This is a genomic window from Pantoea sp. AG1095 (assembly GCF_003208415.1).
GTDB lineage: Bacteria > Pseudomonadota > Gammaproteobacteria > Enterobacterales > Enterobacteriaceae > Pantoea > Pantoea leporis.
In genome coordinates this window covers 112,321-127,505 of sequence record NZ_QKMJ01000010.1, presented here as the reverse complement: position 1 = coordinate 127,505, position 15,185 = coordinate 112,321, and the positions used below count along the sequence as shown (strand labels likewise).

The following is a 15,185-nucleotide window of genomic DNA, read 5'->3' as shown; positions in this document are numbered from 1 at the left end:
ATGATTGGTATATTCTCTTCGGGCATCTGGCGAATTCCATTTTTGCGTAATTTCCTGGCCCAGCCGTGCCAGAAATTATCGCTGCAACGGCCTGTCGCCGATGCCGTGACCACCATTGCAGTGTGGGGATATCGTCCCAATACACGTCAGCCGGTGGCGTGGGCGCGTAGTGTAGGAAAATCAGTGCTGCGACTGGAAGATGGCTATATCCGCTCGCTGGATCTTGGCGTTAATGGCGCGCCACCTTTTTCACTGGTGCTGGATAGATTGGGGATCTATTACGATGCTAACCGGCCCAGCGAGTTAGAGAAGATGATCCAGGAAAGAGCCGTTAATCAACGGCTTGCCGATGATGCCAAACGAGCAATGAGCATCATCGTTGAGCAAGATTTATCGAAATATAATCAGGCTCCGGCTTTTATTGCAGGAGCATGTGCAACCAGCAATGTGGTATTGGTTATTGACCAAACGCTAGGTGACATGTCCGTAACCTATGGCAATGCGGGGCCGAATAGTTTTGTCGTGATGTTAGAGGCGGCGATACGGGAAAATCCTGGTGCCGTGGTGTGGATAAAGGTCCATCCGGACGTACTACAAGGCAAGAAGTCGGGATATTACCACTCCTTCCAATCCACGCATCGCATACATCTCATGGCTGATGATGTGAGCCCACAATCTCTGTTGCGGCATGTCTCACGTGTCTATGTCATGACTTCGCAGTATGGATTTGAAGCATTAATGGCAGGTAAACCGGTGACGTGCTTTGGCCAACCCTGGTATGCCGGTTGGGGATTGACCGACGATCGCCATCCACAAGCTAAGCAGCTAAGTGAACGCCGTGGTAACGCTACGCTTGAGCAACTGTTTGCGGCGGCCTACTTGCGCTATAGCCGCTATATCCATCCGTTGACCGGCGAGCCCGCAACGCTGTTTGATGTTTTGCATTGGATCCAATTGCAACGCAACTATCAGCTACCACGTATCGGACATCTTTGGGCGCCGGGTCTATCGATGTGGAAATACACCATCCTTAAACCGTTTTTGCGTACCGCTACCAATACGCTGAGTTTTTCAAAAAGTAATAAACTGGCTACCGCGTGTGTGGTATGGGGAATTGCTGGCGAGCAGCGTTGGTTGGAAAAAGCGCAAGCCCAACAATTACCTGTTTGGCGGATGGAAGATGGTTTTTTACGCTCTTCGGGCCTGGGTTCAGATCTTATGCCGCCGTTGTCCTTGGTATTGGATAAACGTGGTATTTATTACGATGCCACACGACCCAGTGATTTAGAGATGTTGCTCAATGAAAGTGAATTAACCGATGCTCAATGTTCGCGGGCGAGGAAGATTCATCATCGGCTCGTAAATAACAGAATCAGTAAATACAATCTTGGCGCTGATTTTACTTTGCCAGCCGATTCAAAAGGTAAACGCGTATTATTGGTGCCAGGCCAGGTAGAAAATGATGCATCTATTCAGACTGGCACCTTTACAATCTGTACTAATCGGGATTTGTTACGAACCGTACGGGAGCGTAATCCTGCGGCATACATTATTTACAAGCCACATCCAGATGTAGTAGTAGGCAACCGCAAAGGGCATATTACTGATAGAGAAATTAATCAATATGCTGATTATCAGGCGCTGGATGCAGACATTATTCAATGTATTCAGGTTTCCAATGAAGTACATACGATGACATCGCTTTCAGGATTCGAAGCTTTATTGCATGGCAAACGCGTGTACTGCTACGGCATGCCATTCTATGCTGGATGGGGATTAACATATGACGAGCATGATTGTTTCCGCCGAGTGAAACAATTAGGCCTTTACGATTTGATCTATCAAGCATTAATTGCCTATCCGACTTACATTCATCCGTTACGACTGGATGCTATTTCAGTAGAAGAAGCCATTGAAATTCTTATCAATACGCCACGAGCAAATATGGTGATTGATAAAAATTGGCGAGACAGACTTATGCGGATGGGAAAAAAGTTATCAATGTTTATTAAGGTTAAGTTAGCATTTTAAAACATGAGTGAAGCTATTAAAAAGCTGCTAAAAGGAAAGCAGTTCCTATTGTTGCAAGGGCCAATGGGACCTTTCTTTAATGACATGGCTTATTGGCTGGAGTCATTAGGGCGTGAAGCCGTGAATGTCGTATTCAACGGCGGCGACCGCTTCTATTGCCGTAAACGTAAATACCTCGCGTTCATGCAAACAGAAAAGGAGTTTTCGGCTTGGCTCAACCAAGTTAAGCGGGATTATGACTTTGATACGATTTTGTGCTTTGGCGATTGCCGGACGCTGCATAAGGTAGCGAAGGGCTGGGCGCATACGCAAGGGGTAAGATTTTTCGTATTCGAAGAAGGATATCTGCGACCAAATTTTATTACGCTCGAGGAGGGCGGTGTCAATGGCAACTCTTCATTGCCGCGCGATGCTGAGTTCTATCGACAGCTACTGGCGCAGCCAGCAGCGAAAATAGAGGCATGTTATCCATCTAAAATCCGCAGGATGGCGCATGTCAGTTGGTATTACTTCATTAGCTGGTATTATCGACATACCTTTAACCAATATTGTCACCATAAACCATTTTCACCTTGGCGCGAAGCCACATATTGGTTTCGGGCTGGGTGGCGCAAGACATTATATCAATTTAAGCAGAGGCATATACTTAATAGATTAACGGTTGGCTTAGACCAATGCTATTACCTGGCGATTTTACAGGTTTATAATGACAGTCAAATAGAGCATCATAGCCCTTATAATGATGTGCGGGATTATATCCGTGAGGTAATGTGCTCTTTTGCGCAGCATGCACCAGCGGATACTTATCTGGTGATTAAACATCATCCAATGGATTGCGGGCATCGCAATTACGCAGCGCTGATCAACGAGCTCTGCAAGCGTTTAAATATTATAGATAGAGTAGTTTATATTCATGATCTCCCTTTGCGGGAATTAATTTCACATGCTCAAGGTGTGGTTACGATTAACAGCACTGCAGGAATTTTAGCGTTGATGCATGGTAAGCGGTTAAAAGTGATGGGAGAGGCATTGTACGACATTCGAGGAGTTACGTTTCAGTCGGGTTTGGATTTTTTTTGGCGAGATAAATTTACTACAGATAATTATTTGTTCAAAAATTTTATGTCACATTTGACCTGCCAGACGCAAGTTAATATCCATTATTACCAATGGAACGTTTTTTCAAGTAAAGTTTGGTATGAATTAGAAGACGTGTAAAACTTTAAATGAGCTCAATTTCAGCGTTGTTAATTAACGCCATGCTGACACTCAGGCGCAGCATGGTTCGTCAATTACGGGTTCCCATTCAATATTTAGCCCATTTTAGTTTAGTAAGGTTCTGCTGGCAGGAAGTCCATAGGAATGAGTGTACGCTGCCACCTGACGTTTTCTCTGATTATTTTTGCAGGAATACCAACGGCTAAACTTCCTGGCGGAATGGTTTTTGTCACTAAAGCTTTTGAGCCAATTATACTATTCTTTCCAATCGTAATGCCTTTTTGAATTGTGACATTCTCACCCAGCCATACTGAATCCTCAATGACAATACATTTGGCAGGATTTATTCTTTCTCCAGTCATATCATCAATGATTGAATGCCAATCTGTCGTAGACATCGTTATGTCAGAGAAGAGGCAATCCTTACCTATAGTGATTGATGCGCCTTCAGTAGCAACAATAAGTACATGACGATTCATTGCTGTTTGATCTCCGATTTCAATTTTAGATCCAGCACCAATAAAGTAACGTCCGCGAATGTAAGCTTTCTTACCAACTTTCCATTCACCGTTACCATTTTCCATATTAATAGATACATTATTTAATATGCATCCTTCGCTGAAAGTAATGCTGGAGTTCTTACCTGATTGGAAATTTAGACTGAAATCACCTAAAACTTTTTCGGGTTTACCTATAACAACATTCCCTGCTGCAATGAAGCTTGCAATCTGTTTCTCATAACTATCATTCATAACAACGTTGTTCCTATTCATATTAAATTTTTTTCGATTGCAATCACTATAAAGAAGCTTTGTCATTCTTTTTACGTCATGACTTTACGAGATAAAAAATGATGATAGAAATTCATTCAATCTTTCACTGTAACCATCATGATTAAATTCATTAGAGCTAAAGTCATTCGCACAAAATGAATGTGGGAGATTATTGTCTTTTTTGCCATTAATAAGCGCTCGATAGAAACTGCCTGATGCAGGAGAGCGGATGTTAAAATAAAAACAGATGTCCAGATTCGGCGCGGATTTGCCCAGAATATATTGATGATAAGGAACGAGGAAGGTAGCAACATTTAAGTCATTCTTCGCTCTGAATTTGTTTTTGGAAAATGCAGCGATTTCATGTTGAAACATAGACGCACTTTCTTCAAAAACAGATTTAATCAAAGGTACATACGTATGAGTCAGTGTATTGTCAAATCGAACAGCAAATTTTGATTCGAAAATACCGTTACAATTTTGACATGCTGATAACGTTGCTGTTGTTCTTTCTTTACCTGGAGAATATGAAGTGCTTTTGTTACTGACAAATAAACTCGCTATCCCATTTGACTTGAAGAAATGCTCAGGGGTGTTTTTTTGAGCAACAAAGAAGTCATCGTTGAAGTAAATAAAGTGTTCTGATAATCCCTTAATTTTGTGTAGGTAAGCTTCAATTACATGTGAGTTAAATGTGGGCAGATATTGTTGTGGGATGATTTCGGAATGATCAACTAACACCACTCTATCCTTGAGGCTATCTGGAATTAATGGTGTTTGATGGTCAGTGACTATAAATATCCTGTTTACCCACGGTATATTTTTTTCAATACTGAGTAGAGAGTAATAGAGTTCATTATGGTTACTGAATCTTGATTCTTCAGTTGCATAAAGTGCATATGATATGTCTGCATTGCTGTGCAGCCTTTTTTTTTGCAACCATGCTGAATCATTTGCATCGACCCAGGTGTATACAACATCGATTTTGAAGGCAGGTTTGAAGGAAGCTATTGAGTTTTGTAAAGCACTAACAATAATACCTTCTGTTGCATTGATTATATTGTTATGATTTAAGATTAAAGGGTGTCGTTTTAATAGGTAATCTCTCAAAAAGAGTATTGGTGCTCTTTTGAATTTCCTGAATTTCCTGATTTTTCTAAGAGAAATAGTTAGCATCTTATTGGGTTTCATTTTTAAAATTAATCCACCCTGTGATTTTTGAGAATGGACTAATTTATTTTTTTATTTTAATGACTCAATTCCTGCTTCACGGATAAATAGTGTTCGTCACGTGAAACATGAGGAACAATCGTATCTAAAAACATAGCATAGTCATCGTTTTTATCATTCATCTTGTTGAATGTTACGGCGAGAGGACATCTTTTCGAGCCATGCACAGATTGTATCCAGATGAATTTTTCTTCATATCCTCTATCAAGCAGGGCAAACTGAATGGGTGATTTAATTATACTTTGCTCTCCCTTAGTCATAGTGTTAGAAATGGGTAAGAACTCGAATAAGTAATCATGTGGGTTACTGACAGACTCAAGTATGTTGTTGTAATGACAAAGTTGCATATTATCAACGCAACAGAATTTTTCAGCGGGTGAAAAATTATAATCAAATTCACAGAAGTGTTCTGCAAAGGTGTTTTTTACTCGGTCGATGTTTCTTTTTTTATTCTTAATGAAAGTATAAGGAATACCCGTTGGAGATATAAAATCTTTATTCGTAACCTTCTTAAGGAATAGAAAGTTCAAATCTATAAATATAAATAACTCTCGTTTTGGACTGATGTTTCTTATCTTGTTTTTGAAGGCGTCACTGTAGTTTTTAAAAACACTTATGTCACTGTTGTTGCTTATTATACTTTGGCTAATGTATGAGAGACTTTTAAAATTAGTGTACTTAATAATACTACGATACTGATACCTTATTAAGCTTTCTTTGAATTTTATTTTATCACTTATCGTGTCGATGACTATTAAATGAATGTTTAGTTTTTCATTATAATATTTTAGTAATGGAGGCTCAGTGATTGTTTCAACCGTTGGCGTTGTGTTTACTGCATTAATTATTTCTTTTGATCTTCCACCCAGAATATTCTTAAAAGCATCCTTAAAGAAAAGACCGGGGGTATTTAATAATTTTGATGTTTTAGTCATCATTCACACTCCTTTAATAGCTTATCCATAACTTTAGATATTTCGTATTTTTCAAGATAGGTTTTTCGACTGTTCTCTCCAAGTTGAATTAGTAAGTTCTCATCAGCCATAAGTCTTTCCATGTTCATGGCAAAGTGTTGTGTATCAAAACAGGGAGAAACTAAAGCGTTATATTCATTCACCAGGAAATCTTTAGGACCATAGCCTATATCATAACTAACCACAGGTTTGCTCATGCTAAAGCTTTCAATATAGACCATCCCAAAAGCTTCTTTAGCAGATGTGAGTGCGCAGAATGCACTATTGTAGATCTCTTCATAAACTAATGATGTTGGTGGATGAATGGTAACTTGTGATGTTAAATCTAGCGTTGCAATTTGATTGATGAGGTTTTCTTTTTCATCACCGTCACCAAAAATGTCTAAAATCCAATCTGGGAATTTTTTTGCTATTTTTGCAAAAGATTCTATTAATAAATTGAATTGTTTTAGCTCAACCAAACGACCAAAAGAAACAATTCTTTTCTTCTGGATATCCCTGCCCGATTGTGAAATTAGTGGGAACTTATCTTCGAGTCCATTTGGAATGGGGGTAGCCTTACTAATTCCTTGAGCATTATACTCTTCTTTTTGAAAAGAGGTGAGAGTAAGTACCTTATAAGCTTTAGGGTAGTTTCTTAACAATGTTTTCTGTATTTCTTTAGAGTGTGAGCTAAATTCTCGATGTTCTTGAACAATGACTTTATTAGACTTATGGGCATGCTTGATGATATTCACACATAGGCCTGGGAATGTGCCTATAATTGTTGCGTTCTTAATGGTTTTTAAAATGCTTACCAGTTTGAAGTCTGTCAACAAAGATAAGCCATTATAAAGATCTTCTGATTTTTTAAAAATCTTTGAAGAATATTGAGCGAGGTGATTATCCAGCTTTGTGCGGAACTTGCCATTGCTGCGTGCATCATTGAGATATTCAATACGTACACTGGGATCAAGTTGTAGCTTAGGTGTATCACTGGTGCGCCGCATTGAGATAATGGATACCTGATAGCCAACAGAAACCAGATAATTTGCCTGGTTTATAACTGTTTGTACTGTTCCACCTACGCCATAGATATTATAACAGCAGTAAACAATGTGCTGTTGTTTATTGGCAATCACTTTATCCAGAAATTTATTGGTTTTATTGAAATTTTCATAATCACGGATGACTTTAAGGAAATCCTTTCTGGCTCGATGTTTGATCTTGAAATCAATGCTTTTGTCTGAAAATAGGTCTTCAAGTTCATCAATAGTACGCACGACTGAACCGTTGAATTCATAGGGGGATTTTAAAAAATGACCTCGTTCAAACTTGTAATTATCATAGTCAAATTGTAGGAAAATAACCGGTGTTTTTATCAGGTTAAATTCAAAGGCAATTGATGAGTAATCTGTTATGCAAACAGCAGTATCTTTTAATACTACTGAAAAGTCATCGTGCCCGACAAATGAAATAGCTCCATCAAAGAGTTTTTCTATCATTGGTTTAAGATGGAGTATTTTTTCATGCAAATAAAATGCAATGTTAAAATTTCTTTTATTTGCATAATCTATTATTCCTTGGCTGTTTTTAATCTGCTGGACTATGTCTAAAAATGGATTGTCATCGCCAGGTTTTGTCCACTCTTCACGCCAGGTAAAAAAGAATAATATGTTTTTTTCATTTTTCTTCTTCATTGGTAGTAGCTCATGTCGCGACAAGCCACTATTGATCACTCTTTTGTCGAGGAAACCAATATTCAGTATGAGTTTCTTTAGCGCCTGTAAATCATCTACCTCAACAGAATTTTTGTTAACGTAATAGCGCTGGAGTAGCAAGATGTAGAAATCTTCCAGGTTATTCCTGGAAAAAAAGTCATCGTAGTGTGGTATTTTGTATTTGATGGCTAATCTTTTTGTTTGGTTAATATCTTTTTGTGTTTGTAGTGTATTGATAACGATATTTTTCTCTGACTTCAACGAAGTGCTAAAATATCTTATTCTACCGTTGTAGTGACCTTTAAATATGAATATTCTCTTGTAAGAGATGATCCCGTGTTGAAGGTATACGATGGGAGCCCAGCCCTTTTCTAGCGGTTTTTTATTAAAAGAGGGGAAAGTATCAAGATATCCGTCATTAAGCAGGAGGTAATCTGCATCATAAAATATCTTATGATGCTTTTTGCTATCCTTAAGTATGATGTTTTTATTAAAAGGTAAAAGTTTTTCTATGTCGACATTCTGTTTGCTATATATGTAAAAAGTGTTTTTAAATCCTGACTTCATTCTATGCTGAAAATAACAAAAGCCATTATCACGGGCTTGCAACCCTCCTTTTTCTCCAATGAGTATCAACAAATCTTGATGTTCGATTCCCTTCATTTCTCTTACCTAAAATAGATTGTTGTAAAATGATCAGCGGTGTTATTTATATTGGAATAGTATTTTTGTTATTTTCACTTCTTAAGTAAGCTTCAATAGCATCATTTACCGAGTCATAATAATTGACATAATTATCCCTACCAATGAAAATAGCTGCGTCACAATACTCTTTGAGCGTATTTAAGCTATGCGACACCATCAAAAAACTCGCACTTTTATGTCGTTCCTGGAACATCTTTGAGCATTTTTCTTTGAAGCGCGCATCACCTACCGCGGTGACTTCATCCACAAGATAATAATCAAAATCAAAAGCCATGCTTAAACCAAAACTTAATCTTGATTTCATTCCGGATGAATAAGTTTTGAACGGCATATTGAAGTATTTACCCAATTCAGAAAATGACTCAACAAAATCTATTTTCTCTTTCATCTCATTATGTTTGGCATATAAACGCGCGACGAATTTAACGTTTTCCCTACCGCTAAGACTGCCCTGAAAACCGCCAGTAAGGCCTACCGGCCAGGAAATCGTTTTATTGGTAGTGATTGCGCCGCTATCAGGCCGGTCAATACCACCAATCATGCGCAGTAATGTTGATTTACCTGCGCCATTTCGGCCAACCAACGCCACACTTTTTCCACCTGGCAGAGTGAGGTTCAAATCTTTAAACACGAAGTGCCGGCCTGATGAGGTGCGGTACGACTTTGTGAGATTTTCAATCTTAATCATGATGTCAGCATTGCCTCTTCACGGGTGCGATAGATGGCAAGCCCCAAAAATAATGTCGTTAGTGTGAGAATGGCGAGATAAATGAGGCTGACGCCTTCGCTACTATAGCCCGGCATCACGGCTGCTCGGCTGAGTTCCACCACATGCAGGAGGGGATTCCAGAGTAGAAATGGCCAGTAATCTTTCGGCACTGCGTGCAGTGGAAACATTATTCCCGAGATGAAATAGAGCGGTTTAAGGAGAATTGGCAAAAGTTTCTGCGTTTCTGTGTAGGTTTTACCTATCACCATAAAAATGAGTCCAGCGCCACATGAGAAAATAATCAAAAGACTCCATGCACCCACTATTTGCAGTAGATTTTCTACAGAAAAATACTCCCCGGCAGCCCAAACAATCAACATCAGAAATATATAGACAGTTACGTAGATAATCGTCTCTAACATCGCCCTTGCTAAAACAGTATCGATGGGTTTAACCGGTCGATAATTAAATAAGCCTTGGTTCGCGTCAATTGCTCCAAGTGATCGAGTAGAGATATTAGAAAAAATGAAATAGGGAATGATCCCATTAAGTAAGAATACAGGGAAGGAAATGTCTGGCATTGTCCTATGCATGATGAAGCCAAAAATGGCCATCAATATTAATAAATGGGCTGATGGTTCTAGTATCGCCCAGAGATACCCCAAACGGAACTTACCGAATCTGGTTCTTATCTCTCTAAAAAACAATGCGTTAATCGTGGCGCTTTGTACATTTAATCCACTTCTTGCCATTTAAAACTCACAGTATTCTTGATTAATAGATATGCTACCGCCCTTGGCTTAACAGTTACCAATGCGCTGAAGATAAGATAATAGATAATAAGCAGACTCGAATGGTCGCGTTGATTTGCCATCTACAGTTAGCTGATTAAATGGGTTGTTATTTGATTTGTATCGTATTTGCTACTTTTCAATCGATGAAATTATTGCCTGCCTTCCTATGAAGATAATTGAGAAAAGGCTCAATTTTCCTTATTCACTTTGCTCAAAACATTCTTGATTAAATTATTATCGTTTGTGGTTTCAAGCTCTCTCCAGCCGAAATGATTGACCTTGATTTTTCTGGAGGCTTACCACGTCAAAGCATTGATTGCACCCAACTTCAATCTTCGTAATAATCACGCCCATCTATCCCTTCCTCGTAGTATTTACGTTGAGGGGATTTTTTTCATCTATACCTAAACAGACCTATCGACTTACGGATCTTAAGAGGACCAGTTATGCATAACACCTTGGGCAATCAGTATGATAACTCATTGGTTTCTAACGCTTTTGGTTTCATGCGCTTCCCCCTCAACTTCCAGCCTTACGACAGTGACGCTGAGTGGGTGATCACCGGTGTTCCTTTCGATGCCGCGACCTCCGGTCGTCCAGGCAGCCGTTTAGGTCCGGGGGCAATCCGCCAGATTTCCACCAACCTGGCGTGGGAAGGCTGTCGCTGGCCGTGGGATTTCGATCTGCGCCAGCGTTTGAACGTGGTGGATTGCGGCGATCTGGTTTATGCCTTTGGCGATTCACAGGATCTCTCCGACAAACTGCAGGCGCACGCCGAGAAACTGCTAGCGAACGGTAAGCGCATGCTGACCTTTGGCGGTGACCACTACGTCACGCTGCCGCTGCTGCGTGCACACGCTAAGCACTTCGGCAAAATGGCGCTGGTGCATTTCGATGCGCACACCGATACCTATTCCAATGGTCCTACTTTCGATCACGGCACCATGTTCTTCACCGCGCCAAAAGAGGGTTTGATCGATCCGCAGCACTCTGTACAGATCGGTATTCGTACCGAGTTCGATAAGAGCTTGGGCTTCAACGTGCTGGATGCCGCGCAGGTCAACGATCGCAGCGTTGATGACATTCTGGCGGAAGTGAAGCGTACCGTTGGCGATCTGCCGGTGTATCTGACCTTTGATATCGATTGTCTGGATCCCGCCCACGCACCGGGCACCGGCACGCCAGTGATTGGCGGCTTGAGCAGCGATAAAGCCACCAAGCTGATTCGCGGTTTGCAGGGCATGAATATCGTCGGTATGGATCTGGTGGAAGTGGCGCCGGGCTACGATCACGCCGATCTGACCTCGCTGGCCGCAGCCACACTGGCGCTGGACATGCTGCACGTGCAGGCGGCAAATAAAGGTTAATCCTTTCTCCTGCGGCTACACTTATTGACGGTTAATTAATCTGCGGAGGCGACTATGGGTTTACTGGACGATTTAGTAGGATCGCTAGGAAACAGCAACGGAAGCGGGCAGGGCAACCAGATGCAACAGCTGATGGCTATCTGGAACTGGGTGCAGGAACAGGGCGGCGTTGAAGTGCTGCTACAGAAGTTTCAACAGGGCGGACTCGGGCAGGTGCTGAATAGCTGGCTTGGCAGCGGCAGTAACATGTCGATTGATGGCGGCGAGATTCAAAATGCGCTTGGCAATGATCAGCTGCAGTCGCTGGCGGATAAGCTCGGCACCGATGTACATGGTGCGTCCGGTACGCTGGCTGCCTTATTGCCGCAGGTGATTGATGAGCTATCGCCGCAGGGCCACATTAAGACGTCGAATACCCAGGATTTGGGTGCGATGGTGGATGGATTGTTTAAGCGTTGAAGATTGTTTGCTTTGATCTTTGCTTACTGTCCCCCATCCCGGCCTTCCCCCATGAATGGGGGAAGGAGACGCAGCTAAATGCAGCTTCCTCACTGACATGTGGCAGCATCTTCCTCCCCCATTCATGGGGGAGGACCGAGGAGGGGGACAGCAAGCACGATCTATTTCCCAGCCGCAATACGCTCACGAATATGCTGGGCGCGGGCTTCCGAATCCGGATGCGAGTCAAACATCGAACTCTGTCTTCCTTGCTCCAGTTTCGCTAGCTTCTCAAAGCTGGTCGCTAATCCCATCGGATCGATGCCGCGCTTTTTCAGCAGGTCGAACGAGTAGTCATCGGCTTGTGTTTCCTGAGTTTGCGAGAATTGCGCATTCACCAGCTTTTCGCCCATTTCACCCAATTGTGATTGTGACAGCGAGCCAATTACGCCGCCGACGGAAGCCGCAGCGGTGCGCGTTGCGGTGGTCGTCAGCGCCACCTGCATCGCTTTGCGCGTATGGCCCAGCGCGACGTGGCCCATTTCATGGCCCAGCACACCTTCGACTTCGTTATCGGTCATCATATCCATCAACCCGCTATAGACGCGGATACAACCGTTCGCCATCGCCCAGGCGTTAACGTCTTTGGTCTGATAAACCTTGTAGTTGGCAGGCACGCCGTTGATGTTGTCGCCTAGCGCCGCCGCGATTTTGTTCAGGCGCTGCTGGTATTCACTGTTAGCGGGCGCAACCTGATTGTCTTTATCCATCTGCGCACAGGATTGATCGCTCAATTCTTTCACCTGCGTATCGTTCAGCGCATAGGCCTGATAAGCCTGCGCACCCGATTGTAGCAGCGCGTTGTTATCAAACCCTTCGCAGCCGCTCAGCAGCGAAGCCATTCCCAGAGCAACAATCGTGGCTCTCATTTTCATATCGGCATCCTTTGGGTAACAAGGTAAAGAAAACAAACACCTGAAACTGGCCCAGGTGTTTAAACGCTTTGGTTATAGCTCGCATGTTGTTCAATGACTAGCAGACAAGCCCGGAAATGCAAACGGTTACCCGTGATTTAGCACCCAGATGCATGTACTTTTGTCCTGATTTTCATGTACATTGATGTGCGACTTTTTTCTCGCTTCGCCTTATAACTGATTAATTACAATAAGTTAAGCGTGGCGGAGCATTAATCCGACCTGGAGTAGAAGATGCCCTCTCGTAAAGAGCTTGCCAACGCCATTCGCGCGTTAAGTATGGATGCAGTACAGAAAGCCAATTCGGGACATCCGGGTGCCCCAATGGGCATGGCGGACATTGCCGAAGTGCTGTGGCGTGACTTCCTGAACCATAACCCTACTAACCCGCTGTGGGCAGACCGCGACCGCTTTGTGCTGTCGAACGGTCACGGCTCAATGCTGATTTACAGCCTGCTGCACCTCACTGGCTACGATCTGCCAATGAGCGAGCTGCAGAACTTCCGTCAGCTGCACTCTAAAACTCCAGGCCACCCGGAATATGGCTACACCGCAGGTGTTGAAACCACCACCGGCCCGCTGGGTCAGGGCATCGCTAACGCAGTGGGTTTTGCCATTGCCGAGCGCACGCTGGCGGCGCAGTTCAACCGTCCGGGTCATGACATCGTAGACCATAACACCTACGTGTTTATGGGCGACGGCTGCATGATGGAAGGCATCTCACACGAAGTCTGCTCCATCGCCGGTACGCTGAAGCTGGGCAAACTGGTTGCTTTCTATGACGACAACGGCATCTCCATCGACGGTCACGTTGACGGCTGGTTCACCGACGATACCGCCAAACGTTTCGAAGCCTACGGCTGGCACGTAGTGCGCGGCGTGGACGGTCACAATGCGGACGCGATTAAAAAAGCGGTGGAAGAAGCCAAAGCGGTTTCCGACAAGCCTTCACTGCTGATGTGCAAAACCGTTATCGGTTTTGGTTCGCCGAACAAAGCCGGTACGCACGACTCGCACGGCGCGCCGCTGGGTGCCGATGAAATCGCGCTGACCCGCAAGCAGCTCGGCTGGAACCACGGTCCGTTTGAAATCCCTTCAGACATCTACGCGCAGTGGGATGCCAAAGAAGCCGGCCAGGCGAAGGAGTCCGCGTGGGACCAGAAGTTTGCCGCCTACGCCGCCGCGCATCCGGAGCTGGCTGCCGAGTTTAAGCGCCGCGTCAACAACGAGCTGCCGGCGAACTGGGCCAGCGAGTCGCAGAAGTTCATTGAGCAGCTGCAGGCCAGTCCGGCGAAAATCGCCAGCCGTAAAGCCTCGCAGAACGCCATCGAAGCCTTCGGTAAAATCCTGCCGGAATATCTGGGCGGCTCCGCTGACCTGGCGCCGAGCAACCTCACCATGTGGTCCGGCTCGAAGCCGATCAATGAAGATGCGGCGGGCAACTACATCCATTACGGCGTGCGCGAGTTCGGTATGACCGCCATCGCCAACGGTATCGCGCTGCACGGCGGCTTCCTGCCGTACACCGCCACCTTCCTGATGTTCGTCGAGTACGCGCGCAACGCCGCACGCATGGCCGCGCTGATGAAGATCCGTCAGATCATGGTGTACACCCACGACTCGATTGGTCTGGGCGAAGATGGCCCGACGCACCAGCCGGTTGAGCAGATGGCCAGCCTGCGCGTGACGCCAAACATGAGCCTGTGGCGCCCGTGCGACCAGGTTGAGTCAGCGGTGGCTTGGAAGTACGCGATTGAGCGCGTTGACGGCCCGTCGGCGCTGATCTTCTCGCGTCAGAACCTGGCGCAGCAGGATCGTAGCGCTGAGCAGCTGGCTAACGTGGCGCGCGGCGGTTACGTGCTGAAGGACAGCGAAGGTACGCCAGAGCTGATCCTGATCGCCACCGGTTCAGAAGTGGAACTGGCGGTGGCGGCGTTTGATCAGCTGACGGCGGAAGGCCGCAAGGTGCGCGTGGTGTCTATGCCATCCACCGACGCCTTCGACAAGCAGGACGCGGCGTACCGTGAATCCGTGCTGCCAAAAGCGGTTGCCGCACGCGTGGCGATTGAAGCGGGTATCGCGGATTACTGGTTCAAATACACCGGCCTGAACGGCGCGATCGTCGGTATGACCACCTTCGGTGAGTCGGCGCCTGCGGATCAGCTGTTCAGGGAGTTTGGCTTCACCGTTGAGAATGTGGTGAAAACGGCGAAATCTATTCTGTAACTTTGCGCAGTAAATTGCGCCGCTACCGGTTAAGCACAGCCTGTAG

The 15,185-nt window shown here is 44.3% G+C and carries 12 protein-coding genes; 5 read left to right on the top strand and 7 right to left on the bottom strand.

The genetic code is table 11. The features are described 5' to 3' along the window. Positions 1–2,031 carry a capsular polysaccharide biosynthesis protein gene (locus DEU53_RS18550; RefSeq protein ID WP_110868011.1) on the top strand — a complete coding sequence of 677 codons (2,031 nt, stop codon included), beginning with the start codon at positions 1–3 and terminating at the stop codon, positions 2,029–2,031. A gap of 3 nt (positions 2,032–2,034) precedes the next feature. Continuing rightward, positions 2,035–3,249, top strand: a complete 1,215-nt coding sequence (locus DEU53_RS18545; protein WP_110868010.1) for a capsule biosynthesis protein — start codon at positions 2,035–2,037, stop codon at positions 3,247–3,249. Positions 3,250–3,359: 110 nt separating this feature from the next. Here the strand turns inward: DEU53_RS18545 and DEU53_RS18540 are convergent, their stop codons facing one another. The 6 genes from DEU53_RS18540 to DEU53_RS18515 form a co-directional block, all read right to left on the bottom strand. Beyond that, positions 3,360–4,001 carry an acyltransferase gene (locus DEU53_RS18540; RefSeq protein ID WP_158527640.1) on the bottom strand — a complete coding sequence of 214 codons (642 nt, stop codon included), beginning with the start codon at positions 3,999–4,001 and terminating at the stop codon, positions 3,360–3,362. Between the two features lie 84 nt (positions 4,002–4,085). Then, positions 4,086–5,198, bottom strand: coding sequence for a Stealth CR1 domain-containing protein (locus DEU53_RS18535; protein ID WP_233501812.1), 1,113 nt, complete (start codon positions 5,196–5,198; stop codon positions 4,086–4,088). Positions 5,199–5,269: 71 nt separating this feature from the next. Beyond that, positions 5,270–6,190 (bottom strand): hypothetical protein, encoded by a 921-nt coding sequence (locus DEU53_RS18530; RefSeq protein ID WP_110868008.1) that lies wholly within the window; start codon positions 6,188–6,190, stop codon positions 5,270–5,272. Further along, positions 6,187–8,589 carry a glycosyltransferase gene (locus tag DEU53_RS18525; protein ID WP_110868007.1) on the bottom strand — a complete coding sequence of 801 codons (2,403 nt, stop codon included), beginning with the start codon at positions 8,587–8,589 and terminating at the stop codon, positions 6,187–6,189. Before DEU53_RS18525 ends, DEU53_RS18530 begins: the two co-directional genes overlap by 4 nt. Before the next feature lie 46 nt (positions 8,590–8,635). Further along, positions 8,636–9,319 (bottom strand): ABC transporter ATP-binding protein, encoded by a 684-nt coding sequence (locus tag DEU53_RS18520; protein WP_110868006.1) that lies wholly within the window; start codon positions 9,317–9,319, stop codon positions 8,636–8,638. Further along, entirely contained in the window at positions 9,316–10,092 is a 777-nt protein-coding gene (locus DEU53_RS18515) for an ABC transporter permease (RefSeq protein WP_110868005.1), read from the bottom strand. Before DEU53_RS18515 ends, DEU53_RS18520 begins: the two co-directional genes overlap by 4 nt. Before the next feature lie 488 nt (positions 10,093–10,580). Here DEU53_RS18515 and speB point away from each other — a divergent pair, with 488 nt between their 5' ends. Both speB and DEU53_RS18505 read left to right on the top strand, forming a co-directional pair. Next, on the top strand, positions 10,581–11,501 hold the full coding sequence (gene speB / locus DEU53_RS18510; protein WP_101761932.1) for an agmatinase: 921 nt from the start codon (positions 10,581–10,583) through the stop codon (positions 11,499–11,501). A 54-nt stretch (positions 11,502–11,555) separates the two neighbouring features. Then, positions 11,556–11,960 carry a YidB family protein gene (locus tag DEU53_RS18505; RefSeq protein ID WP_110868004.1) on the top strand — a complete coding sequence of 135 codons (405 nt, stop codon included), beginning with the start codon at positions 11,556–11,558 and terminating at the stop codon, positions 11,958–11,960. A 161-nt stretch (positions 11,961–12,121) separates the two neighbouring features. Here the strand turns inward: DEU53_RS18505 and DEU53_RS18500 are convergent, their stop codons facing one another. Next, a complete protein-coding gene (locus tag DEU53_RS18500) occupies positions 12,122–12,874 on the bottom strand; it encodes a M48 family metallopeptidase (RefSeq protein ID WP_101761934.1) in 753 nt (250 codons plus the stop codon). 273 nt (positions 12,875–13,147) lie between these two features. On the opposite strand from DEU53_RS18500, the gene tkt reads away from it, so the two are divergent. Then, complete coding sequence (gene tkt, locus DEU53_RS18495) at positions 13,148–15,139, top strand: transketolase (protein WP_110868003.1); 1,992 nt, start codon at positions 13,148–13,150, stop codon at positions 15,137–15,139. The last annotated feature ends 46 nt before the right edge of the window (positions 15,140–15,185 follow it).